The sequence below is a fragment of the Shinella sp. M31 genome, assembly GCF_049199205.1.
Taxonomy (GTDB): Bacteria; Pseudomonadota; Alphaproteobacteria; order Rhizobiales; family Rhizobiaceae; genus Shinella.
Genome location: NZ_JBLZPH010000159.1, coordinates 13,691 through 37,453 on the forward strand (window position 1 = coordinate 13,691; position 23,763 = coordinate 37,453).

The 23,763-nt window shown below is 62.9% G+C and carries 22 protein-coding genes and 1 other RNA gene; 13 read left to right on the top strand and 10 right to left on the bottom strand.

Annotated features, from left to right (window positions below; genetic code table 11):
- Window positions 1-106 precede the first annotated feature (106 nt).
- Both ACOZKU_RS25690 and ACOZKU_RS25695 read right to left on the bottom strand, forming a co-directional pair.
- The gene (locus ACOZKU_RS25690; RefSeq protein WP_421581288.1) at window positions 107-1,051 is read right to left on the bottom strand and encodes a DMT family transporter; all 945 of its coding nucleotides are present in this window, start codon (window positions 1,049-1,051) and stop codon (window positions 107-109) included.
- Window positions 1,048-2,007 (bottom strand): alpha/beta fold hydrolase, encoded by a 960-nt coding sequence (locus ACOZKU_RS25695; RefSeq protein WP_421581289.1) that lies wholly within the window; start codon window positions 2,005-2,007, stop codon window positions 1,048-1,050. Before ACOZKU_RS25695 ends, ACOZKU_RS25690 begins: the two co-directional genes overlap by 4 nt.
- Before the next feature lie 173 nt (window positions 2,008-2,180).
- Between ACOZKU_RS25695 and ACOZKU_RS25700 the strand changes: the two genes are divergently transcribed.
- The 4 genes from ACOZKU_RS25700 (at window position 2,181) to metF (ending at window position 6,866) form a co-directional block, all read left to right on the top strand.
- The gene (locus ACOZKU_RS25700) at window positions 2,181-2,924 is read left to right on the top strand and encodes a ribonuclease (protein WP_421581290.1); all 744 of its coding nucleotides are present in this window, start codon (window positions 2,181-2,183) and stop codon (window positions 2,922-2,924) included.
- A gap of 199 nt (window positions 2,925-3,123) precedes the next feature.
- Window positions 3,124-4,773 carry an energy-dependent translational throttle protein EttA gene (gene ettA, locus ACOZKU_RS25705; RefSeq protein WP_314085033.1) on the top strand — a complete coding sequence of 550 codons (1,650 nt, stop codon included), beginning with the start codon at window positions 3,124-3,126 and terminating at the stop codon, window positions 4,771-4,773.
- Between the two features lie 184 nt (window positions 4,774-4,957).
- On the top strand, window positions 4,958-5,959 hold the full coding sequence (locus ACOZKU_RS25710) for an ArsR/SmtB family transcription factor (RefSeq protein ID WP_421581291.1): 1,002 nt from the start codon (window positions 4,958-4,960) through the stop codon (window positions 5,957-5,959).
- 1 nt (window position 5,960) lies between these two features.
- Complete coding sequence (gene metF / locus ACOZKU_RS25715) at window positions 5,961-6,866, top strand: methylenetetrahydrofolate reductase [NAD(P)H] (protein ID WP_421581292.1); 906 nt, start codon at window positions 5,961-5,963, stop codon at window positions 6,864-6,866.
- Window positions 6,867-7,351: 485 nt separating this feature from the next.
- Here metF and ACOZKU_RS25720 read toward each other — a convergent pair whose 3' ends face one another.
- The 4 genes from ACOZKU_RS25720 to ACOZKU_RS25735 all read right to left on the bottom strand — a co-directional run bounded on the left by ACOZKU_RS25720 (window position 7,352) and on the right by ACOZKU_RS25735 (window position 11,423).
- Window positions 7,352-8,284, bottom strand: coding sequence for a DMT family transporter (locus ACOZKU_RS25720; RefSeq protein ID WP_421581293.1), 933 nt, complete (start codon window positions 8,282-8,284; stop codon window positions 7,352-7,354).
- Between the two features lie 116 nt (window positions 8,285-8,400).
- Window positions 8,401-9,609, bottom strand: coding sequence for a lytic murein transglycosylase (locus tag ACOZKU_RS25725; protein WP_421581294.1), 1,209 nt, complete (start codon window positions 9,607-9,609; stop codon window positions 8,401-8,403).
- Window positions 9,610-9,781: 172 nt separating this feature from the next.
- Window positions 9,782-10,561: a GH25 family lysozyme gene (locus ACOZKU_RS25730; RefSeq protein WP_421581295.1), complete on the bottom strand. Its 780-nt coding sequence runs from the start codon at window positions 10,559-10,561 to the stop codon at window positions 9,782-9,784.
- 193 nt (window positions 10,562-10,754) lie between these two features.
- Entirely contained in the window at window positions 10,755-11,423 is a 669-nt protein-coding gene (locus tag ACOZKU_RS25735; protein ID WP_314085021.1) for a porin family protein, read from the bottom strand.
- A 232-nt stretch (window positions 11,424-11,655) separates the two neighbouring features.
- On the opposite strand from ACOZKU_RS25735, the gene ACOZKU_RS25740 reads away from it, so the two are divergent.
- Window positions 11,656-13,215, top strand: a complete 1,560-nt coding sequence (locus tag ACOZKU_RS25740; protein WP_421581296.1) for a putative bifunctional diguanylate cyclase/phosphodiesterase — start codon at window positions 11,656-11,658, stop codon at window positions 13,213-13,215.
- A gap of 65 nt (window positions 13,216-13,280) precedes the next feature.
- Window positions 13,281-14,684: a serine hydrolase domain-containing protein gene (locus ACOZKU_RS25745; RefSeq protein WP_421581297.1), complete on the top strand. Its 1,404-nt coding sequence runs from the start codon at window positions 13,281-13,283 to the stop codon at window positions 14,682-14,684.
- On the opposite strand, the gene ACOZKU_RS25750 is transcribed toward ACOZKU_RS25745, so the two are convergent.
- Window positions 14,669-15,070: a ketosteroid isomerase-related protein gene (locus ACOZKU_RS25750; RefSeq protein WP_421581298.1), complete on the bottom strand. Its 402-nt coding sequence runs from the start codon at window positions 15,068-15,070 to the stop codon at window positions 14,669-14,671. The genes ACOZKU_RS25745 and ACOZKU_RS25750 overlap by 16 nt on opposite strands.
- Window positions 15,071-15,151: 81 nt before the next feature.
- On the opposite strand from ACOZKU_RS25750, the gene ACOZKU_RS25755 reads away from it, so the two are divergent.
- The gene (locus tag ACOZKU_RS25755; RefSeq protein WP_421581299.1) at window positions 15,152-15,739 is read left to right on the top strand and encodes a GNAT family N-acetyltransferase; all 588 of its coding nucleotides are present in this window, start codon (window positions 15,152-15,154) and stop codon (window positions 15,737-15,739) included.
- 22 nt (window positions 15,740-15,761) lie between these two features.
- On the opposite strand, the gene ACOZKU_RS25760 is transcribed toward ACOZKU_RS25755, so the two are convergent.
- The 3 genes from ACOZKU_RS25760 to ACOZKU_RS25770 all read right to left on the bottom strand — a co-directional run bounded on the left by ACOZKU_RS25760 (window position 15,762) and on the right by ACOZKU_RS25770 (window position 18,735).
- Window positions 15,762-16,691 (bottom strand): transglycosylase SLT domain-containing protein, encoded by a 930-nt coding sequence (locus ACOZKU_RS25760; protein WP_421581300.1) that lies wholly within the window; start codon window positions 16,689-16,691, stop codon window positions 15,762-15,764.
- A gap of 131 nt (window positions 16,692-16,822) precedes the next feature.
- Entirely contained in the window at window positions 16,823-17,452 is a 630-nt protein-coding gene (locus ACOZKU_RS25765; protein WP_314085009.1) for a LysE family translocator, read from the bottom strand.
- Between the two features lie 68 nt (window positions 17,453-17,520).
- Complete coding sequence (locus tag ACOZKU_RS25770; RefSeq protein ID WP_421581301.1) at window positions 17,521-18,735, bottom strand: pyrophosphate--fructose-6-phosphate 1-phosphotransferase; 1,215 nt, start codon at window positions 18,733-18,735, stop codon at window positions 17,521-17,523.
- A gap of 382 nt (window positions 18,736-19,117) precedes the next feature.
- Here ACOZKU_RS25770 and ACOZKU_RS25775 point away from each other — a divergent pair, with 382 nt between their 5' ends.
- The 6 genes from ACOZKU_RS25775 to ACOZKU_RS25800 all read left to right on the top strand — a co-directional run.
- The gene (locus tag ACOZKU_RS25775) at window positions 19,118-19,801 is read left to right on the top strand and encodes a TerB family tellurite resistance protein (RefSeq protein WP_421581305.1); all 684 of its coding nucleotides are present in this window, start codon (window positions 19,118-19,120) and stop codon (window positions 19,799-19,801) included.
- A complete protein-coding gene (locus ACOZKU_RS25780) occupies window positions 19,798-20,562 on the top strand; it encodes an N-acetylmuramoyl-L-alanine amidase (RefSeq protein ID WP_421581302.1) in 765 nt (254 codons plus the stop codon). Before ACOZKU_RS25775 ends, ACOZKU_RS25780 begins: the two co-directional genes overlap by 4 nt.
- Window positions 20,563-21,022: 460 nt before the next feature.
- The gene (locus ACOZKU_RS25785) at window positions 21,023-21,487 is read left to right on the top strand and encodes a lytic transglycosylase domain-containing protein (RefSeq protein WP_421581306.1); all 465 of its coding nucleotides are present in this window, start codon (window positions 21,023-21,025) and stop codon (window positions 21,485-21,487) included.
- A gap of 68 nt (window positions 21,488-21,555) precedes the next feature.
- Complete coding sequence (locus ACOZKU_RS25790) at window positions 21,556-22,737, top strand: NAD(P)/FAD-dependent oxidoreductase (RefSeq protein WP_421581303.1); 1,182 nt, start codon at window positions 21,556-21,558, stop codon at window positions 22,735-22,737.
- A 40-nt stretch (window positions 22,738-22,777) separates the two neighbouring features.
- Window positions 22,778-23,173, top strand: an RNA gene (gene rnpB / locus ACOZKU_RS25795) — RNase P RNA component class A.
- A 163-nt stretch (window positions 23,174-23,336) separates the two neighbouring features.
- Window positions 23,337-23,763: hypothetical protein (locus tag ACOZKU_RS25800; protein ID WP_421581304.1), on the top strand; the 427-nt coding region annotated here is incomplete at its 3' end.

Consider the following 23,763-nt stretch of genomic DNA (forward strand, 5'->3'; position numbering starts at 1 on the left):
CTTGGATAACAAAAAGCCGGCAGGCACGAAAGCCGCAGGCCGGGGGGAGATCATGACGCCTGAGACTGACTTGATGCCTGCCCGAGCGAGAGCCGGCCGAGCTTCCTCAGATCGGGGCGGAAACGGGTGCCGCTGCCCCCGTCTTGTTGAGTTGCCGCTCGCGCCAGATCACGTAGAGGCCCGATGTGATGATGATGGCGATGCCGAGCCATTTCAGCGCGTCCGGCAAGTCGCCGAACACCCACCAGCCGAAGATCGTCGCCGAGACGATCTCGAGATATTGCAGCGGTGCGAGCGTTGAGGCCGGCGCCGAGCGATAGGCATAGACGCCGAGCACGCCGGCAATGGTGGCGGCGACGGCCGCGCCCGCGATATAGAGCGTGTGCTGCATATTCGGCATGACGGGCGTCAGGAAGGAGATGCCGGCGCGGCTGCCGAAGAAAAGCAGCAACCCCGCGAAAAGCGCGCCCCAGAGGCCGGCATAGAACTGCATCGACCACGGATCTTCCTTCTGCGCGACGAGGCGCGTCAGAAGGAAGAACAGGGCGAGCGAGAAGGCTGCGACGACCGGCAGCAGCGCGATCAGGCCCACTTCCTCCAGGCTCGGCTGGATGACCAGCATGGAACCGAAGAAGCCGACGCCGCACGCCGTATAGCGCCGCCAGCCGATGGTTTCCTTGAGGACGATCGCGCCGAGAATGGTGAGGATGATCGGCTCGACGAAGAAGATGGCAATGGCATCGGCCACCTCCATCACGGCGAGCGGTGTGACGAAGCTGATCATGGTGATCGCCATCAGCAGGCCGCGGGCGGCATGCAGGGCCATCTTGCGCCAGGTCACGGCGAGCAGCGTGCCGCGATAAAGACAGATCGGCGCCAGCACCGTCATCTGGAACAGCAGGCGCACGAAGGTGATCTCGGTTGCCGGAACGGCGGTCACCGCGAGCTTGGCGAAAATATCGATGATCGGCGAGATGAGCACCGAGAGCACCATGAGGGCGAGCCCGAAGCCGATCTCCTGGCGCGGTGGCGTGATGGCAGATGGGGTCATGTGTGTTCCGGACTCCGCCGCTTTTCGGCGATGACCCGCCGGCACCAGCCGGCAAAGGCTTCGATGGCGGGATCGCGCAGGGCAGGGCTTTCATTCAGCGTTTCGTGGCGCATTCCGCGATAGACCGTTGTGGTGACGTCCTCAAGCCGTGATTTTTTCAGTCGTTCGGCAAAAGCCAGCGTCGCCTTGCCGAAATCGGTGGCGGGATCCTCGTTCCCGCCGACGAGGTTGATCGGCAGGTTTTTCGGAAGCCGGGCAAGGCCTTCAGCCGAGGCATCGGCGAAGGTGACGGCGAAGATATCGATCCACATGGAGACATTGATATCGAAACCGCACAGCGGATCGGCGATATAGGCATCGACCTCTGCGGTGTCATGCGACAGCCAGTCGAAAGCGGTGCGGTGGCCGGCAATCTTGTCGCCCCAGGCGGCGAAGGTGAGGCGGGGCAGGATGCCGCTCGGCACGTCCGAGCCCTTCAGCATGCGCTCGGCAGCAAGAACCACCTGGGCGATCCGCCCGGCAAAACCCGGTTCGAGATTGGAATTCCACACGGCAAGCGCATCGATATCGGCCGGGTGGGCCTCTGCGAAGGCGAGCGCCATGAGCCCGCCCATCGAATGGCCGAAAAGCACGACCGGCAGGCCGGGATGACGGGAAACGGCATGGTCGCGAACCGCGCGCATATCCGCGATCACCCGCGAAATGCCGTCGCGCGGCGCAAACTGGCCGAGCGGCGCATCCGGCGCGGTCGTGAAGCCGTGGCCGCGATGGTCATGCGCATAGACATGCAGCCCTTCGCCCGCCATGCGCGCCGCAAAGGCGGCGTAGCGCGCACTGTGCTCGGCAAGACCGTGGCTCAGAAGCAGGATGCCGCGCGCCTCGCCGCGCGCCGCCTCGTGGCGCAGGGCAAGCGTGGCGCCGGTTGCGCTCTTGAGCGTCTCTGCCTCTGAAAACACGGCCCCATCCTCCATTTCCTAGAGGTCAACGCGATTTGCAATGCAAAGACAATGGGATGCGGCGTGTATTTTTGATTTGGCTCGCGCATTTCGCGATTTATCCGATTTTCGGTTGCACTTTCTTGATTCTTGGTTGTAAATGATCTTGTTTTGTTCTCATTCGGGAGCCTGTCATGATGACCAATGCTGCCTTGCCGTTCAAAGCCGTCGTCTCCTTTGTCGCCTTGCTTCTCGCCTGCCTCGGTCTCTCGCAACCCGCCGCCGCGCAGTCCGCGCCGGCAAAGGGCGCGCGGGAAGTCCTGTCCGTCAGCTGGCAGCCCGGCTATTGCGCGGCGCGGCCGAAAAGCCGCGGCTGCGGCGGTTTCACGATGGCGTCGAAGCAATTCTTGCTGGTGAGCCGCTTCCAGGCACGGAAAAGCTATTGCGGTATCGATGCCGCGCTCCAGCAGAAGGCGCGCAAGGGCAAGTGGACGGACTTGCCGGAGATCGTTCTGGCGTCGGCCACCAAGGACCGCCTGCTCGTCGCCATGCCCGCCGCGAAGCTTGGCCTCGACCGCCGGCAATGGCTGAGGAGCGGCAGCTGCGTCGCACCGTCCGCAGAGGCTTATTACAGCCGCTCGCTGGACCTGCTCGATGCGTTGAACGCCTCGCCGGTGCCGGCCCTTTTCGGCGGAAAGGCCGGAGCGGCGGTGACGCTGGCGGAGGTCCGCGTCGCCTTCGACGAGGCTTTCGGCCCCGGTGCCGGCGAACGCGTGCGGCTCAGCTGCCGCAAGGGTGCCGACGGCAAGCCCATCGTCATCGGCCTCACCATCGGGCTTGCGGCGGGTGAGGGCACGCTGGAGGCCCTGATCGGCGGTGCCTCGCCCACGACGTCGCGCTGCACGGAAGGCACGACGGGCATGGCGCAGGCGGGTTAGGGGCCGCCGCGGCGCCGGACGGCGCATGTGTGGCGGTCGTCGCGTTGTTTCCCGGATGGCGAGGCGGAGTTTGCATATCGGCCCTCGCTTTGGGGTGGCGGATTGCCATTCGCCTGTGCGCCGCGGCTTTCGCTGATTGCCGCGGGCGGAGAATTACCCTACATAGCGGGCAAATTCGTCCGATCCGGAGCACGTTCGCATGGCACGCCAGTTCATTTATCATATGTCGGGGCTCAACAAGGCCTACGGCGCCAAGAAAATCCTCGAGAACGTCAACCTGTCGTTCTATCCCGATGCCAAGATCGGTATCCTCGGCCCGAACGGTGCCGGTAAGTCGACGGTGCTGCGCATCATCGCCGGTCAGGACAAGGAATATACCGGTGAGGCCTGGCTCGCCGAAGGCGCGACCGTCGGCTACCTGGAACAGGAGCCGAAGCTCGATCCGGCCAAGACCGCCTTCGAGAACGTCATGGAAGGCGTGGCCGACAAGCAGGCCGTGCTCGACCGCTACAACGAACTGATGATGAACTATTCCGACGAGACGGCGGACGAAGGCGCCAAGCTCCAGGACATCATCGACAGCCAGAACCTCTGGGACCTCGAACAGCAGGTCGAAATGGCGATGGAAGCCCTGCGCTGCCCACCCAAGGATTCTGACGTCACGCTGCTGTCGGGTGGTGAACGCCGCCGTATCGCGCTCTGCCGCCTGCTCTTGTCGCAACCGGACCTGCTGCTGCTCGACGAACCGACCAACCACCTCGACGCCGAGACCATCGCCTGGCTGGAAAAGCACCTGCGCGACTATCCGGGCGCCGTGATGATGATCACCCACGACCGCTACTTCCTCGACAACGTGACGGGCTGGATTCTCGAGCTCGACCGTGGCCGCGGCATTCCTTACGAAGGCAACTACTCGGCCTATCTGATGGCCAAGGCCAAGCGCATGCAGCAGGAAAGCCGCGAGGAAGCCGGCCGCCAGAAGGCGCTGTCGCGCGAACAGGAATGGATCGCCTCCAGCCCCAAGGCCCGCCAGGCCAAGTCCAAGGCCCGTATCAAGGCCTATGAGCAGCTGGTCGATGCGGCCGAGAACATCCGGCCCGGCGATGCGCAGATCATCATCCCGGTCTCCGAGCGCCTCGGCAATGTGGTCATCGAGTTGGAAGGCATCAACAAGGGCTTCGAGGGCCGCACGCTGATCAACGACCTGTCGATCAAGCTGCCGCCGGGCGGCATCGTCGGCATCATCGGCCCGAACGGCGCCGGCAAGTCGACGCTGTTCAAGATGATCACCGGCCAGGAAAAGCCGGATGCCGGCACGATCCGCATCGGCGATACCGTGCATCTCGGTTATGTCGACCAGAGCCGCGATGCGCTCGACGGCAACAAGACCGTCTGGGAGGAAATCTCCGGCGGTGCGGAAGTCGTCAAGCTCGGCAAGTTCGAAATGAATTCGCGCGCCTATTGCGGCGCCTTCAACTTCAAGGGCGGCGACCAGCAGCAGAAGGTCGGCAATCTCTCGGGCGGCCAGCGCAACCGCGTGCACCTCGCCAAGATGCTGAAGGCCGGTGGCAACGTGCTGCTGCTCGACGAACCGACCAACGACCTCGATACGGAAACGCTGGGTGCGCTGGAAAGCGCACTGGAAAACTTCGCCGGCTGCGCGATCATCATCAGCCACGATCGCATGTTCCTCGACCGTCTGGCGACCCACATCCTGGCCTTCGAAGGCGACGGCCATGTCGAATGGTTTGAAGGCAACTTCGAAGACTATGAAGAGGACAAGGTCCGCCGTCTCGGCCCCGATGCCCTCAACCCCGGCAGCCAGGCCTACAAGCGCCTGACGCGCTGATCGTAATGCGGCCGAAAGCCGGCCGTCGCCAAAACGGGCGCGTTTGTTCGCTCCTCCTGAAAAACCCCGGCTTGCCGGGGTTTTTCTTTGGGCCTGTTGATGGAAAGATCGGCGACACGGATTTTGCCTTGCGCTGTACGGCTTAATCACATAAACATATCTTTATGTCTTGATTGGAAAGATCATGGGCGACAAACTCGGACTGGATGACATCGTGGAGATCCTGAAGGCGGCGGGCGAGCCGACGCGTCTTCGCTTGCTTGCGCTCCTGTCACATGGCGACCTGACGGTAACGGATCTCACCGACATTCTCGGCCAGTCCCAGCCGCGCATCTCGCGCCACCTGAAGCTGCTCGCCGAAGCGGCCCTCGTCGATCGGTATCAGGAGGGCGCCTGGGCCTTCTTCCGCCTCAGCCAGGGCGGCCCGGCCGTCGCGCTGGTGCGCCAGCTGCTGGACGCATCCGAACCGACCGACGCGGTTTTCGCCCGCGATGATGAACGGTTGCGCGCCCTGAAAAAAATCCGCTCCGACAAGGCGCAGGCCTATTTCAGCCGCAACGCGGCCGAATGGGATGCGGTGCGCCGCCTGCATGTCAGCGAGGCCGAGGTCGAGGCGAAGCTTGCCGCGATGATCGGCACCGAGCCGGTCGACGCTTTCCTCGATCTCGGCACGGGCACGGGGCGCATCCTGCAGCTCTTCGAGGGCCTTTACCGCCGCGGCGTCGGCGTCGACGCCAGCCGCGACATGCTGGCAGTTGCCCGCGCCAATCTCGATCGCGCCGGCATCACCAAGGCGTCCATCCGTCATGGCGATATTTTCAACCTGCCGCTGGAGCGCGACGAATTCGACGTCGTGACGATCCATCAGGTGCTGCACTTCCTGGACGAGCCGGAAGCGGCCGTCGGCGAGGCCGCGCGCATGCTGGCGCCCGGCGGCCGCCTTGCCATCATCGACCTTGCCCCGCACGCGCTGGAACACCTGCGCGACGAGCACGCCCATATCCGCCTCGGCTTCTCGCACCAGACGATGTCCGAATGGCTGGAGAAGGCGGGCCTTGCCGTGGAGGAGGTCGTCGATCTCCAGCCCGCGCATTCGGCCGCCGATGCGCTCACCGTGACCATCTGGCTTGCCCGCGATACCCGCGAACGGGCGGCCGACCCCATTGCCATCCGCAGGAGGAGTTGACATGACCCAGGCGACCGCCATCCCGGCCCGCAAGGATATCCGCCTGTCTTTCGAGTTCTTCCCGCCGAAATCTGCGGAAGCCGAGGGACAGCTTCGGGAGGTGGCCGCCGCGCTTTCGGCCTATGATCCGGGTTTCATGTCGGTCACCTATGGCGCCGGCGGTTCCACCAGGGTGCCGACGCTCGCAACCGTTCGCCAGCTTCTCAAGATGGGCCTGCCGGCCGCCTCGCACCTCACCTGCGTCGGTGCGACGAAGGAAGAGGTGAATGCGGTCGTGGCCGATTTCCAGGCCGTCGGCGTCAAGCATTTCGTGGCGCTGCGCGGGGATCCGCCGGGTGGCGTCGGCACGCCCTACCAGCCGCATCCCGGCGGTTATGCCAATGCGGCCGAGCTGACGGCCGGCCTGCGCGGCCTTGGCGATTTCGAGATTTCCGTCTCCGCCTATCCGGAAAAGCACCCGCAGAGCCCCGACGTTGCCGCCGATGTCGATATGCTGAAGCGCAAGGTGGATGCGGGTGCGACGCGCGCGCTGACCCAGTTCTTCTTCGAAAACGACGATTTCGAGCGGTATCTGGAGCGTGTGCGCAAGGCCGGCATCGGCATTCCCGTGGTGCCGGGCATCCTGCCGGTGCACAATCTCGGTCAGGTCCAGAAGTTCGCCGGCCTCTGTGGTGCAAGCGTGCCCGGCTGGCTCGCCGATCGTCTCGGGCCCTATGACGACCGGCCGCAGGAACGCGCCGCCGTCGCCGTCGAGCTTGCGATCCGCCAGGTGGAAGACCTTATCGCCCGCGGCATTTCGGAGTTCCATTTCTATACGATGAACCGCGCCGCCATGGTCTCGGCCGTCTGCGATGGCGTCGGTTTCGCCCGGAGCGACCGGCAGCCGGTAACGGGCGCTGCCGCCTGAGGCTTTCTCGAAGCCACAAATGAAAATGCATGGCGCCGTCTCCGGGGCCATGCATTTCTTTGATAGGTTCGGCAGGGTTTGTTGCTTTTGTCCCTGACCTCTCTGACTGCGCTTGGGTCGCCTAGATGAAAATCATGGTGGCGACGAAGAGGAACGCTGCACCGATCATCAGAACATTCAAGGAATGTGTGAGTCCCATGGCTGACCTCCTTGCGTTGACGGTCCAATATTACGACCGAAAAAAGCGTGTTGGAAAGGCATTTTGTTGCTGCGTTGCAACATCCGGGCTGCGCCGGACGTTTATACACAGAGCTAACCTGCTGAATTTTCTCCTTTATTGTGTGTGCCACAAAAAATTCACAATCCTTACCGGATGACGAGTGTCGACAGTGTTCATTTACCATAATGGTGCAGGCCGGCGTCGCGATCCGGGCAGTTTAACGAAACGGTCGGGATAATCGTTTGTTCCCCCAAGAGGTGAGTCGCTAGCGGCCACGCAGGTGTGCGATGGCGCGGCCGTCCAGCACCACCAGGCCGAAAAGGACGAGCGCCATGCCGAGAATACCCAGCGGCGTCAGCGTTTCGCCGAGGAAGAGCATGCCGGCGATGATGGCGCTGGGCGGCACGAGCAGGGTCACGAGCGAGGTGTTGGTGGCGCCCGCCGCCGCCATGATCCGGAAGAACAGGATATAGCCGTAGGCCGTGGAGATCAGCGCCAGGGCAAGCACTGCCAGGATCGCCGACAGCGGCGGCAGGGGAAGCTGCCAGGGCGTGTCGAGCGCGAAGGAGACGGGCAGCATCAACAGCGTGGAGGCCGTCATCTGGCCGGCGGCGATGACCGGCGGGGCGGTGCCGCGGAAGCGTTTGCCATAGGTTGCGGCAAAGCCGTAGGACACGGCGGCCAGCACGGGCAGCAGAACCGCCCAGAGCGGCGGGCCACCGTCGCCGGTGAAAGGGGCGAGGGCGCGCGGGCCGATCAGCACGGCGGTGCCGACAAGGCCGATCAGGCAGCCGGCGATCTTTTCCGAGGAAAGCTTTTCATCCGCCGTGAACCGATTGGCGATAAGCACGGTGAAGATCGGCGTCGTCGCATTGAGGATCGAGGCGAGGCCGGCGCCGATCTGCGTCTGGCCGAGGAAGATCAGCATATGCGGCACGGCATTGTTGATGAGGCCGAGCAGCAGGAATTCGCGCCAGCGGATCCGCAGCGTCTCATAGATGCCGAAACGGCCGGCGACATAGACGTGCAGCGCGACGGCGGCGATGCCGACACGCAGCAGAACGAGCGTTGCCGGTGGCACATGGCCGACGGCGACGCGGGCGAAGAAGAAGGAGCCGCCCCAGATCATGCCGAGCAGCGCCAGCAGACCCCAAGTCTGCGCGTTCATGCGGGCCGGTGCCGTCACCGTGTTGTTCATCGTTCCCCTCCAAGGCATGCGCCAACGAAAAGAGCGGCCGCCGGTTGGACCGTGCTGCCGCCCTCAGTCTCGTCGCTTTCATAGCACCGGGGCGGAGAACCGCCACCCGATTTCCGTCAGAGGGCCGACAGTAGCGCCTGCGTCGCCCAGCCATCGGCGGGAAGGCCGAGCTTCTGCTGTTCCTTCTGGATGGCCGCGCGCGTGCCGGAGCCCAGAATGCCGTCGATCTTGCCGACGTCATGGCCCAGCGCGTTCAGCTTGGTCTGCAGCTGCTTCATGGCCTCTTCCGACAGGCCTTCCTCCGGGTTGCCGCGCTCGTAGGGCGGGGCGCCGGCGAGGCGGGTCGCGAAATAGGCGGCCGATGTCGTGTAGATGAACGACTGGTTCCATTCGAGATAGATGTTGAAGTTCGGATAGGTCATGAAGGCCGGGCCCTTGCGGCCCTGCGGCAGAACCACCGAGGCTTCGAGATTGCCGAAGGACGTGTCGCCGTCACGCGGCTTGACGCCGAGCGCAAACCAGTCAGCCGCCTTCATGCCCGGCTGCAGGCCGGTCTTTTCGAAGGGCAGGGTGTCGGGGACGGAGATTTCCTGGATCCACGGCTGTCCCTTGGTGAAGCCAAGGCTCTGGATGAATTTCGCCGCCGTGAGGATGGCATCCGGCGAACTCTGCTTGACATTGATGTGGCCGTCGCCGTCGCCATCGACGCCATAGGCGATGATGTCGCGCGGCAGCATCTGCACCTGGCCGATTTCACCGGCCCAGGCGCCCGTCGTGCCGTTCGGGTCAAGGTCGCCATGGCCGACCATCTCGATGGCGGCCAGCAGTTGCGGGCGGAAAATTTCCGGGCGGCGGCAGTCGTGGGCGAGTGTCACCAGCGCATTGCGCGTAAGGAAATCACCCTGTACGGCGCCGAAGTCGGTTTCCATCGCCCAGAAGGCGGCGATGACGGGACCGGGCACGCCGAATTCCTGCTCGGCGCGGCCGAAGACATCCGACAGGTCCTTCAGCTTCTTGCGGCCGATATCGAGGCGCGCCTGGCTCACCGTGCGCTTGGAGAATTCAAGAAATGTCTGGCGGAAGACGCCCTGGGCACGGTCGCGCGACAGGACCTTCGAGTCGATCGCCGCACCGGCCAGTGCGCGGTCGGCCACATCGGCGGAAACGCCGAGCGTCTGCGCCTCGGCCTTCACACCCTGAAGAAAGATGCTCAGATCGCCACCGCAGGCCGGCGCCGTCGCGCTTGCCGTCTGGGCATGCGCGGTGCCGGCAAAAAGAAGGGCCGTGAGGCCAGCCGCAAGTGTCGTCTTCAGGTTCAGCCGCATCTCGATGCTCCCTAGGGTCCGTCGCCCTGCTGTCTTGGATCTGCCGCCATCCCCGCGATACTGCGGATGTGACGGGCTCTGATGTCCGGCTGTCTCAAATGAATGTGACGGAAGCAAGAAGAAAAAGGCAACCGCAGCGCGCAGTTACCTTTTTTACGACATTGTGCCCCGCTCAATGGGTGACCGAGGCCACCCACTTGTTCCAGTTCTTGGCCGAGCCGGCAAAGACGTTGATGTCGGTGTTCGTCGTTACGCCCGGCACGACGCCCGTCGAGGTATATTGCCAGAAGGCCCATTTGCGCGCGGCGTAGATGTTTTCCGGGTGGTTGGCCACCGAGCGCAGCCAGAAGTGATAGCCCTCGAAATGGCCGACGAGGTTGTCGCGGTGGAAATCCACCGTCGTGTAGATGATCGGCCGCTTGCCATAGTGCTTTTCGAGACGATCCATGAAGCGCTGCAACGCGGTGCGCACCTCGTCCGCCGGCGGGCGGATCTTGCAGGTCGGCGAGGCCGGGTTCCATTCCGCATCCAGCACGGGGGGAAGCTGCACGGCCTCCTTCGGCACATTGGCGATGAACCAGTCGGCCTGGGCGTCCGCCGTCGAGCAAAAATAATAGAAGTGATAGGGCGCATGCGCCACGCCGGCGGCATGCGCGCCGCGCCAGTATTCGCCGAAGCGGTCATCGAGCCGGTCCGTGCCCTCGGTCGCCTTCAGGAAGGCGAAGGAGACGCCGCCCTTCTTCACGGTCGGCCAGTCGATATCGCCGTTCCATTTGGAAACGTCGATGCCGTGCACCTGATGGCGATAGGGCGTGCGGGCGCCGAAATCCTGCGGGTCCTTATCCTCGAAACGGGGAGCGACCGAGGCCGTCGACGCGAAATCGTAATCGGTGGTGGAACAGGACGTGGCGAGGAGGGCGAGGGGCAGCAAAGCCAGAATGTGCCGACGCATGGAGGTCCCGTTGTTCGCGCGATTGCCAATCCTGCCTCGAACGAAGCGGGCCGTAAAGGGGAGCGCGCGAGACAGGTCCTCGACCTATCGCGGATTTCCGTAAAATTATGGTTAGCGGGCGGTTAAGCCGCGCAATGTGACGATGCATGGAGCGAGAAACGGGCGGCGCGAACGCCGCCCGCGGTCCGCCGCATCAGAATTTCATGCTGACGCCGAGCATGATCGAGTGCGAATCGAGGTCGCCGTCCCGGCCGGCAGCCTGGAAGATGTCCGAGCTGCGATAGTCCGTGTAGCGATATTCGAGACGGCCCGCCATGTTGTCTGTGAAGGCCTGTTCGACACCGGCGCCGACAGTCCAGCCGTGCGACGTGTCTTTTTCCTTCACGCCGGTCGTGACGTTTTCGAGCGCCGCGTTGGTAAAGGCCCAGCCGCCCGTGCCGTAGATCAGGGTGCGGTCGAAGGCATAGCCGAGACGCGCACGTACCGACCCGCCCCAATTCGTTTCCGCCTCATAGGTCGTGCCACCCGAGGTGAAGCGATCGTTGTTGAAGTCGTGTTTCACGTCGGCTTCGATACCGTAGACCCAGCCATCGTTGAAGAAGTTGTACCCGGCGAAGGCGCCGAGCGCGAAACCGCCGATGCGCTGGTCGATGGCCGGCGCCGGGCCGTCGGAATTGACGCCGGTCCAGGCATAGCCGGTGTTCACACCGACATAGAAGCCGCCCCAGTCATAGACGCCGGGCACCGTCTCGACGATCGGCGTCTCAACGGGTGGCTCGGCGACCGTCATGTCCGCAGCGAATGCCGGCAGGGTACCGGCAAGGATGAGGATGCCGGCGGTACCTGAAATGATCGATTTCATGTGATGGTCCTTTTCACTCGATACCCGCGCAAAGCCCCGCACGCGAGTGACAACAGGTCTCAAACGCAAAAAGCCGCCGCGTGTTCCATAGAAAAAGCACCCGTGGAATCTGGCCGGCGGATGCAACTTTCGTTTAACACTCTGTCATTCTTTGTCGGCTAGAAACATCGCGGGGCCGATGACGGCTTCGACGCACCCTGTTGTCATGATAACAACGGTTTAGGGTTACATGATGTTGAGAACCTTGTTGCCGAGGATCGAGCAGCGCTATGCGCTTGCGGGGTCCGTCTTCGGAGCTTTCCTGCCCACTCTCTGCTTTGCCGCCGACCAGCTCTTGCGTGACGAGACGCAGGCGAGCCTTTTCAGTTTTTCCGCCCCCGCGCTGACGGCGCTGGCCCTCATGCCGGTGTTTTTCGGCGTCGGCTTTTACCAGATCGGCCGCTCCAAGGCGCAACTCATCGACGAGCTTGCCCAGCGGCGCCAGACGGAGGAGCGGCTCTCGTACGATGTCTATCACGACCGGCTGACCGGGCTTGCCAACCGATTCTGCCTGGAGCGCGACATCCAGGCGGCGGTAGAGAACGGGGATGAGGATACACGGCCGGCGCTATTGCTCATCGATCTCGACCGGTTCAAATTCGTCAATGACAGCCTGGGCCACGATGCCGGTGATGCCTTGCTGGCAGCGATTGCCGGGCGGTTGCGGCGCGCGCTGGCCGATACGGCGCATGTCTATCGTCTCGGCGGCGACGAGTTCGTGGTGACGATTGCCGGCAATCCCTCCGAGGGCAAGATCGAGAATGTCTGCCGTACGATCTGCGCGCTCTTCGAGGAACCGTTCGACCTGAAGCGCAACCGCGTCGCCAGCGGCTGCAGCATCGGCGTGACCTTCATGGAGCCCGGCGACACCTCCATGTCCGAGCTTCTGAAGCGCGCGGATGTCGCGCTCTACGAAGCCAAAGAAGCCCACGGTAGCGGCTTCCGCTTCTTCGATGCCGATCTGGCTGCTGGTGTGCTCGCGCGAGCGGAAATCGAATACGATCTTGCCAAGGCGCTCGAGGCGCAGGAGTTTTTCCTTGAATACCAGCCGATCGTCGGCGTCGAGAGCCGTGCCGTGCGCTCTTTCGAGGCCTTGCTGCGGTGGCGCCATCCCGAAAAGGGATTGCTCATGCCGTCTGTCTTCATTCCCGTTGCCGAAAAGACCGGGCTCATTCTTCCACTGGGAAACTGGGTTATTCGGGAGGCTTGCCATGAGGCGGCGAACTGGCCGGCACCCGCGGGCGTTGCCGTTAATGTCGTGGGCGACCAGTTCAAGGATCGCGCCTTTGTCGACACTGTGAAGCAGTGCCTGGCCGAAAGCGGTCTGGCGCCGGGGCGCCTGACGATCGAGGTGACCGAGGCGGTTTTCTCCGTCGACGAGACCGTCATCAGAGAACGCCTCTGCGAATTGCGCGACCACGGTGTGCGTGTTGCGCTCGACGATTTCGGCGTCGGCTTCTCCTCGATCAACAATCTGCGGGCATTTCCCATCGACCAGCTGAAGATCGACCGCTCCTTCGCGCGGACGATGATGGAGAGCAAGCGCGATGCCGAGCTTGTCGATATCATCCTGAAGCTCGGCCAGACCTTTCAGGTGGCGACGACGGTGGAGGGGATCGAATCCGAAGGCCAGCTCGATTTCATCCGCCAGCGCGGCGCGTCCGAGGCCCAGGGTTTCCTGATTTCCGCGCCGGTCGGGGCCGGGGACGTGCGGCGTCTTCTGCAAAAAACGGAGAGCCGGCTTTCCGCCTGAGGTGCAAAAAGCCTTTTCATGACAGCCAAATCCTGATTGTCTCAGGGTTCGACGGAGGGGCCTCGATGAGACGATTCTACAGGCTGGCCGCCTGGGTGCTTTCGCTTCTGGCGCTTGCCATGGTGGTGGCGGCGAGCTGGCTTATCGTATCGCCGCCCGCGCTGCTGAGCGTCGGCTCCGGCTATGCCGCCAAGATCGTCTGCTCCAGCGTCTTCGTTTCCGGCCGCGACCCGGACCGGGTACTCGCCGAGGACGTGCAGGCGCCAGGCCATCCGCTGCTGAAGCTGATGCGGCAGGATGTCGATTTTACCGAAAAGACCGTGACGACCCATCTCCTGGGGATTTTTGCGCCCGGATATGCCGCCTGGCATGAGGGCTTCGGGTGCTCCAGCGTGCCGGACGGGGATTTCCGCGCCGCGCAGCAGGCGGTTTCCGACATCCGCCTGCCGCCGATCCCGGCGGGTGATCCCGCGACCGCCTGGCCAGACGGCGAGGGCGTGACGACGGATACGACGATCGCCGCCTTGCTGGCGGATGCCACCTTGACCGGTCCCGGCATGCGCGCGACCGTCATCGTGCAGGATGGCCGTATCGTCGCGGAGGCCTATGGCGACGGGTTCAATGCCGCCACACCGTTGCTCGGCTGGTCGATGACCAAGTCGGTCAATGCCGCCCTGATGGGCCGGCTGATGCTGGTGGGGGCGCTTTCGCCGCAACTCAACAACCTCTTCCCGGAATGGCGCGGCGACGCGCGCGCCACCATCACACTCGGCCAATTGCTCGCCATGGAAAGCGGGCTCGCCTTCAACGAGGACTATGGCGACGTCGCCGATGTCACGCGCATGCTCTATCTCGAGCCCGACATGACACGCTTCGTATTGTCGCTGCCGCTGGAGGCCAATCCGGGTGAACGGTTCAACTATTCGAGCGGCACGGCTCTGCTGCTGTCGCGTCTATGGATGAGCGCGCTTCCGGGCCGCAGCCAGGCCTTGTCCTTCCCCTCGAAAGCCCTGTTCGGTCCGCTCGGAATGGCGAGTGCCGTGCTGGAGCCGGATGAAACCGGCATTTTCGTCGGCTCGTCCTACATGTATGCGACGGCGCGCGATTGGGCGCGGTTCTCGTTGCTGCTGCTGAATGACGGCGTATGGAAGGGCAGTCGTCTGCTGCCGGAAGGCTTCGTCGCGGCCATGGGCACGCCGAACAAGACGTCCGAGGGGACCTACAGCCAGATGCAGACCCGGCTCAAGGGGCCGGGTCCAAAGAGCGATGCGGAGCACGGGCTGCCGGCCGATACGTTCTGGCTGCGCGGGCATGACGGCCAGTCGGTCGCCATCATTCCCTCCCGGAAGCTTGCGGTCATCAGACTGGGGCTGACGCCTTCGAAGCTCGGTTACGAGCCCCAGCTCTTGATCAAGCGCATCCTCGATATCGTGGATGCGAAGGCGGGAACGGCTCAGGCGCCGACCTGAGCGATCCAGTCGTTGAGATTGTAAGTGTTCGAAATGCGGGCGACCTTGCCGTCGCGTATTTCGAAGAAGGCGCCGGCCGGCAGCACATAGGTCTGGCCGTTCGCCTCCGGCAGGCCCTCGTCGGTGGCGAGATACTGGCCGTTGACGACGAATTCCGCCGCACCGCGCCGGCCGTCGTCGCTCGACATGATGACGATGTCGGTCAGCGTCTCGCGATAGCTTCGGTTCATATGCGCCATGAAAGTGCGGAAGGCATCCTTGCCGACCTGGCGACCGCCCTGGTTGATGTCGTGGATGACATCGTCATGCAAGAGATCGAAGAAGGTCTCCATATCCTGCCTGTTGAAAGCATCGTAATAGGCGCGGATCGTCTCTTTTGCTGGCATGTCATCCCTCATATCGTTGTCGCGTGGGTAAACCCATGCGCCTTATAACATTGTTCAAACCGTTGGGAACGTTCACGGATCATGCAGATCAAGATTGTCCAGGGAAAGGCCGTGACGCCTTATATCGCCGATCTCGCGGGCCTGCGCACCATCGTCTTCCGCGCCTTTCCCTATCTCTACGAGGGCAGCGAGGACTACGAGGCCTCCTATCTCGCGACCTATGCGCAATCGCCCGAAAGCCTGTTCGTGCTGGCGCTGGATGGCGAGACGATCGTCGGGGCCTCGACGGGCGTGCCGATGCCGGATGCCTCCGATGTGTTCAAGGCGCCGTTCGTGGCCGTGGGCATCGATCCGCAAAAGGTCTTCTATTTCGGCGAGTCCGTTTTGCTGCCGAGCTATAGGGGCAGGGGGCTCGGCGTGCGTTTCTTCGAGGAGCGCGAAGCCTATGCCCGCCGGCTCGGCCGGTTCGACTGGTGCGCGTTCTGCGCCGTCGAGCGCCCGAGCGATCACCCACTGCGTCCGGCCGATTATGTGCCGCTCGACGATTTCTGGGGAAAGCGCGGCTACTCGCACCGTGCGAATCTACGCATGATGCTGGCTTGGCAGGATATCGGGGAAGCTGGCGAACCGGAAAAACCGATGTCGTTCTGGCTGAAGCCGGCCCGGTAAATGCGTTCAGACGAAGACCGACTTAACGCAGGCCGGTCTCGTCGAGCAGGCCCTTGCGCTTGGCATGGTAGTAGTAGCCGGCGGCGTAGAGGCGCACGGCGCCGTCGTTCTTGTCGTCGGCCACCATCCAGGCGCCACGCAGATACTTGCCGGCATATTTGATGTTGGTCTCGGCGTCAAACAGGCCTTCGGCCGGGCCTTCGTAGCCCATGCTCCTGGCGGTCGAATACTTGATCTGCATCAGGCCATAGTGGCCGCGGTTGAACGCACGCGGATTGTAGGTGCTTTCGCGCTTCACCACGCGATGCAGCAGCGATTCCGGAATGCCGTAGAGGTTTGCATATTTCGTGATCAGCGCGTCGATCGGCGTGCCGGATTTCTTGAAGGGCTGATTAACCTGCGGAACGACCAGACGCGTTTCCGTCGTCAGAACCGCATTGCTGATCGTGGCGGGCTTGGCCATCGGCACGATCTTGTGGGTGGCGACGAGCTGTTCGAGACCTTCCGGTTCGCCGCTGTCAAAGCCCGGCTCCATGACCGAGACGCCGATCACGGTGTCATAGGTCTGTGTGGCCGCCATATCGGCGCTCGCCACTTCGACCGTATTGCCGGCCAGGGCCGCGGTCGCGGCGGCCGCGCCCGTCATACTCCTGGATTCGGCAAGCGCCGAGACCGGAACGGCGCCGGCCGCATCGCCCGCAACGGCAATCGGCGTCGGCAGGGCGGCAGTGGTGTTTTCCGTGCCGGGCTTTGCGGCCGGCAGCGCGGCATAGGCGACTTCGGTCGTCGTGCCGGCGGCGGCGAGGTCCGTGGTCGTCGTGGACGCGGGCTTTATCGTTCGCGCCGCCGTCGCATCGTCGGCAACGCTGGCGCAGCCGCCAAGCGTCACGAGAAGGCCTACGCACGCAAGCGTGGCAAGGCGTGCCGGACGGGAAACGGGGGTATCAGCCATGGTCGTCGCTCTCGGTTTGCTGGGGTGCGAGGCGTCGAAACGCCTCCGCTTTTGCAAATCAACCGGCCGTGGCCGTGCCTCGCTCATAGCCGATCAGGCCGAAACCGGCAACCCGCAGAGTTACCGATGCGTCACGCCGCCGCCCGCTTGAGGCCGGCGGTGAGCAATCCGGCGCCGATCAGGAGCGTGCCGCCGGTACGGTTGACGACCTTCTGGACCGAGGGTTTGCGGATGGTTTTGCGCGCGGCGGACGCGAGAAGCGCGTAGGAAAAGGCGTTCAGCGTGGCAAGCACGAGGAAGGTGATTTCGAAGATCACCATCTGCGGCAGGACAGGCTGCGAAAGATCGAGGAACTGCGGGAGGAAGGCGACGAAGAATACGATGCTCTTCGGATTCAGCGCCGTGACCACATAGGCATGGGCGAAGATGCGGAAGGGTTTTTCCTCCGCAGGCGTTTCCCCCTCCGCTCCGGCTGAGACAGGGGCGCGCCAAAGCTTGATGCCGAGCCAGATGAGATAGGCGGCCCCCACCCATTTCAGCACGGTGAAGATCGCAGCCGACGTGGCGAGCAGCGCGCCAAGCCCAAGCATGGAGGCGGTCATGGCGGTGAAATCGCCGAGCGCCACACCGGCGACCGTCGCGCCGGCGGTCTTGCGGCCATGGCCGAGCGCATAGGAGATGACGAGCAGGATCGTTGGGCCGGGAATGGCCAGCATGACGGCAGATGCGGCGGCGAAGGCAAGCCAATGTTCGAAGGACATGAAAAACTCCCCGGATCGAGATCGATCCGGGGAGCAAGCCATTCCTGATTTTCGGCGTCAAGCGGGTTTTAGGCTGCCGGCTTCCACTTCTGGCCGATCGTGTCCATCACCTCGCCGAACCACTTGGCCGAGGTGTCGAAGTGCTTACCGCCCTTGATGCGCGGGAACTCGATGGTGCGCAGCTTGCCGCCCTGGCCCTCGTCATGGCCGGTGACGCCCGAAACCTTGTTGAGCGCGCTTTCGACGGCAAGGTCGGTCATGCTCTGGATAAGGCGAAGGTCGTCGCGGTTGGCCGGCGCGGAGCGGGCGTAGTAGCCCGATTTCTGCACCATGGAGCGTTCCGCGCCCAGCAGCGCGCCGAACTGCTTGGTGAACCAGTTGCCGACATTGATCGTGTCGATCTTCACGTGGCCGAAGGCATCGCGCTTGACCGTCTCGCCGGCGGCTTCCCGCTCGGCGACGATGGCGTCGAGGCAGGCGCCTTCCGAGACGAAGAGTGTGACGAAGCCGGCGCGATCCATGACGCCCTTCAGGCGCTCGGCCTCGGCTTCCAGGTTGAAATCCAGTTCCGGCAGGTAGAGGCCGTCGATGTTCTTCAACTGCTTGTTCATCATGAAGCCGTCGACATAGTCGTTGCCGTCGGTCTTCTGGATATAGGCGCGCGCGGTGGCGGCGGTGAGCCAACCGCAATGGCGGCCCATCACTTCATGTACCACGAGCGTCTTGGGGGCGGCGCTCTGCTCGTTGCTGACATGGTCGAAGAAGCCGGCGCCGACTTCGGCGGCCGTCCAGGCGCCGAGCGACTGGCGGATCGGCACGACGTCGTTGTCGACCGTCTTCGGCAGGCCGACGACGGTGAGATTGTAGCCATTGGCGCCGAGATAGGCGGCAAGGTCGGCCGCCGTGGTATTGGTGTCGTCGCCGCCGATCGTGTGCAGAATGGTGACGCCGTCCTTGGCGAGCCGCTCGGCCGCGACGCGCAGCGGGTTCTCGCCTTCCTTGACGAGGCCGCGCTTCACGCAGTCGGCGGCATTGGTGAGCTTCACGCGGCTGTTGCCGATCGGCGATCCGCCGTAGCGATGGAGGAGGGGCGCCTTTTCGCGCATCTCCTTGGTGATCTCGATGCGGTCGGCGAGCAGCAGCCCCTGGTAACCGGACCGATAGGCGACGAGTTCGATATCGGGCGCGACGTCGCTATAGCGTTCGATGAGGCCCCCGACAGCGGAAGACAGACAGGGCGCGAGCCCGCCGGCGGTCAGCATTGCGACTTTCTGCTTAGGCATAATTCCTCCTCGGGGATTCCTCAAAACGCGCGCTCTCTCTAGCGGAAATCATACGGCATTTAAATGACGGTGCGACAAGGTTTTCCACCTCTTTGTTGCCGCCCGCGAACGCGGATTGGGCTTATGCACGTTGGCGGGCGACGGGAAAAGCGACAGATTTGGCGAATGTGCTTCTATGTGCCCGTACGGTCACGGATGGGCGACGGTGCGAAGGCTGGTAAAACGGCCGTCCCATCTATTGAGGGGCATCAAAATTTCGTCATACGGACGAAATTCGGCCTCCCTTGCCTTGCTTTCCCTGCAATTGTCTGATCAAGATCACGTTATGTTCCAGAATTCGCCAAGTTGCTTCATCAGTGCCGTGTGGGATCGCCTCGTCGGCATGGTCGCCGATACTGCCAGCAACGTGCTGTCTGGCGTGGTCGAGGCGGTCAGGACCCTTTTCGAAGGGGATCCTGAAACGCGCCGGCAGGTTGCCTTTTCCGTCGCGATGATCGCGCTCTCCGCCAAGATGGCGAAGGCCGACGGCATCGTCACGACGGCGGAAGTGGATGCCTTCAAGGACATCTTCAAATATCCCGACAACCAGGCGGCCAACGTCGCCCGGCTCTATAACCTCGCGCGCCAGGACGTTGCCGGCTACGAGGCCTATGCGGAAAAGATGAAGGCGCTCTGCGTCTCCTGCGAAAAGAACTGCCCGATCCTCGAGGATATCGTCGACGGCCTGTTCCACATTGCCAAGGCCGATGGTCTCATCCACGAAAACGAGATGGCGTTCCTGTCCCGCGTCGCCGAAATCTTCGGCATGGTGGACGAGCGTTTCGAGCAGATCACCGCGCGACACGTCCATGTGAGCGGCCGTGACCCCTACAAGGTGCTGGGCGTCAAGCCAAGCGACGATTTCGCGGATATCCGCAAACGCTATCGCGTGCTTGCCTCCGAACACCATCCTGATAGGTTGGTGGCGCGTGGCGTGCCGGCCGAGTTCCATCAGATTGCGAACGACCGCATGGCCGCGCTCAACGCTGCCTATGAGGCGATCGAGAAGGAACGCTGCGCCGCATGAGCGCATTCACATGTGATTACTCCGGCGCGACATCCGCGCCGTCGCCGAATTTCGGCGAGCGCGCCGGTGGGCGCCTGCCTGATATCATCCTCCTGCACTATACCGGCATGCCGACCGCCGACGCCGCCCTGAAATGGCTCCGTGCGCCGGAAAGCCAGGTCTCCTGCCATTACTTCGTGCATGAGGACGGGCGCGTCGAGCAGTTGGTGCGCGAAGCCGATCGCGCCTGGCATGCCGGCAAGAGCATCTGGAAAGGGGAGGTCGATATCAATTCGGCCTCCATCGGCGTCGAAATCGCCAATCCCGGCCATCCCGGCGGCCTGCCGGATTTCCCCGAAATCCAGATCCAGGCGGTCGTCGAACTGTGTCTCGATTGTGGCCGAAGGTGGAATATCGCCCCCGAGCGGGTGCTGGCGCACAGCGATGTCGCCCCTATTCGCAAGGTCGATCCGGGTGAAAACTTCCCCTGGGACCGCCTGCACAAGGCGGGTGTCGGGCACTGGGTGGAGCCGTCTCCCATTGCAGGCGGGCGCTTCTTCCAGCGGGGGGATGCCGGCCAGCCGGTCGAGGCCATGCAGACGATGCTGTCGCTCTACGGCTATGGCACTGAAATCGATGGGATTTTCACGGAAAAGACCGAAGGCGACGTTGCCGCGTTCCAGCGGCATTTCCGGCCGCAAAAGGTCGATGGCATCGCCGATTTTTCGACTATCGACACGCTGCACCGGCTGCTTTCCGCACTGCCCCGGATCACGACGTAACGGCGCATTCGTTTATTCGAATATTACAGTCTGTAACAGAAGTTTACCATTTCGCCACATCCTTACCCGATTGGGCATGTCTTTTCCGGCTGCGTTCGTTGCAACGCAACATGCGGTCAGGGCCTGATCGCAATCAACAGGGATCACGACGTTAGCGCAGGGTGCGCGGCTTGCTATGCCGGCCCCCAAAGGCTCCGCCTTTGCGCCTTTTGGAGACTGAAACTAGATGAGAAGACTTGTTGCTGCCCTCAGCGCGGCCTGCCTTTGTGTGTCCGTTTTTTCCACCGGCATGGCGCATGCAGCCTCCGACAGAATGCAAACGCAAAGCCCCCGCCTTGCGTTCCAGCCCGTGGCGAAGACCCCGACGAAAGCCAAGACAGTGCAGACGAGCAAGGCCAAGGCTTCCGGCAAAGACACTTCCCGCAAGAGCGTGAGCAAGCGCAACAAGCGCAAGACCGTTATCGACAATGATGGCGTCGTCGTCGGCAAGCTGAAGACCTTCAGCAGCACCGCCGGCTTCCCCAAGGCGGAAAACCCGCTGACGGACGCCGTCCAGTCTGCCGGCTATTCCAGCCTCATCCAGACCTATGCGAAGACCTATGGCGTGCCGGTCGATCTCGCCCATGCCGTCGTGCGCGTGGAAAGCAATTTCAATCCCAAGGCGCGCGGCAGCGCCGGTGAAATCGGCCTCATGCAGATCAAGCCGGCCACGGCGCGCATGATGGGCTACCGCGGCACCGCCAAGGGCCTCTACGATCCCGAAACCAACATCAAGTTCGGCATGAAATATCTCGCCATGGCGCACGATCTCGGCGGCGGCACGACCTGCGGCACCATCCTCAAATACAATGCCGGCCACGGCGCCAAGCGCATGAACCCGGTCTCCAAGCGCTATTGCGGCAAGGTGCAGAGCATCATCGACTGAGGGATACTTCTCGGGCTGGAATCGGAGCCGCGCCATGTTATGCCTGCCGCAACAGCATGAGGTGAGGCATGGTTCGGCATTTCGATTTCGTCGTTGTGGGCAGGGGCATGATGGGGGCGGCCGCGTCGCGCCACCTGGCCCGGACGGGTGCATCCGTGGCGCTCGTCGGCAGGGGAGAGCCGACGGATTGGAAGACCCATGACGGCGTCTTTTCCAGCCATTACGACAGCGGCCGCATCACCCGCACCATCGATGGCGACGCGGACTGGGCGCTGCTCGCAAAACGCTCCATCGCCCGCTACCGCGAGCTCGAAGCCGAAAGCGGTATCGCCTTCTACGGCGAGACGGGCTGCCTGATCACTGGCCGGGCCGGCGGCGATTACATCACCGCCGTGGAAACGGTCGCCAGACACCACAAGCTCGATGCGCCGCTGCTCGACCGCGCCGCGTTGCGGGCGCAGTTTCCCTGGTTTGACCTGCCGGACACGTCGGCCGGCCTGTTCGAAGCGAAGGGCGCGGGCTATATCGATCCGCGCAAACTCGTGGCGGCGCAGATTGCCTGCTTCGAAAAGGCGGGCGGCCTGTCCATTCTCGACGATGCCGTCTCGGTGACCGAGGTTGGGAACCGCGCATCGGTAGCCCTGAAGTCCGGCAACGCCGTGACGGGAGACCGCGTGCTAGTGGCGACCGGCGGGTTTTCGCGGGCGCCGGGTCTGCTGCCCCGGGTGCCGGCACTCGTCGTCAAGGCGCGGACCGTCGTGCTGGCGCAGCTTTCGCCGGAGCAGGCCGAGGCCTATCGCGCCATGCCTTCCTGGATCGACGAGAGCGCCGATCCCTCAGAGCATTTCTATTTCCTGCCGCCGATCGTCTATCCGGATGGCCATGCCTATCTCAAGATCGGCGGCGACCCGACCGACATCGAGATCGCGGACGAGCCGGCGATTGCCGACTGGTTCCGCGGGGAGGGCACGCCCGGCGCGATCAGCCACCTCCGGCGGCTGCTCGCCCGCTCGATCCCCGATCTCAAACCCGTACGCCTCATTTCCGCGCCTTGTGTCACCACCTTCACCGTGCACGGCTATCCCTATGCCGGCTTCATCGAGAGCGACCGCATCGCGCTTTTGACGGGTGGCAACGGGGCGGCGGCGAAGAGTTCGGACGAGATCGGCCGCATCGGCGCCGACCTGGTGATTCGCGGCCATATGGACGAACCGGATTATGTAACCGATTTCGCGGTTCATTTTCGCTGAGGGCTGGTGTTTCATCCCGCCATGGGCTAGTCAGCGCCTGCCAGTTGGCCGGGCAGCCGCGCTCTGCAAGTGCCGAAAGGCCGCAGGGGGAGGAAAGTCCGGGCTCCACGGAAACACGGTGCCGGATAACGTCCGGCGGGGGCGACCCCAGGGAAAGTGCCACAGAAAGCAAACCGCCTTCCTCGGAAGGTAAGGGTGAAAGGGTGGGGTAAGAGCCCACCGCGTTCCTGGCGACAGGGACGGCAAGGTAAACCCCACCGGGAGCAAAACCGAATAGGGATGACGCGAGGCGCGCAAGCGCTTCAGCCCGTTTCCGGGCCGGTCATCCGGGTGGGTTGCAAGAGGCCGGGCGCAAGTCCGGTCCCAGATGAATGGCTGCCACGTTCCGGCGCAAGCCGGAGCCATACAGAACCCGGCTTACAGGCCAACTGGCAAATTTTCTCCTCTTCCGTTTCAACCTTCTCCTCAACATATTTGAAAAACTCTTCGAGCCCTAAAGGCGTAAGATTATTCCAGAAATTGACATTGAGCTTTTAGTTATATTTAAGGTTGAATTCGGTTCGTTGGGACTCGAAGTTTTTGTTTAGGGGAGACGTGGAATGGCGAATTTTATCGTCAATGACATCTATGGATTTAACTATAAGAACACATATTTTTGGTATGACTACCTGAGTCATGAGGAAAAATATAATTCATCTACGGAGACAAACTTTTATAATGGCAACAATATTCTTTCTTTCCTGGGAAGTGGATTGTCGGTTTCCTCTTCTGGTTATTTCAACGGTGGAAGGGTTGATGCGATATATCTGACGACGTCCTTTAGAAAAGTTTATATTTCTGAAATGGATGTCTCCGCGGCGCTGATTTCATCGCTGGTAAGAAAAAATACTGCAGATTCGATGTCTGAAATTTTCAAGAACATTTTCTCCGGTGACGACGATATCACGCTCGGGCTTGGTTCAGATATCATTGATGCCTTTGGTGGGGATGATGTGATCCGTGGCCGGGGCGGGGATGATACTATTG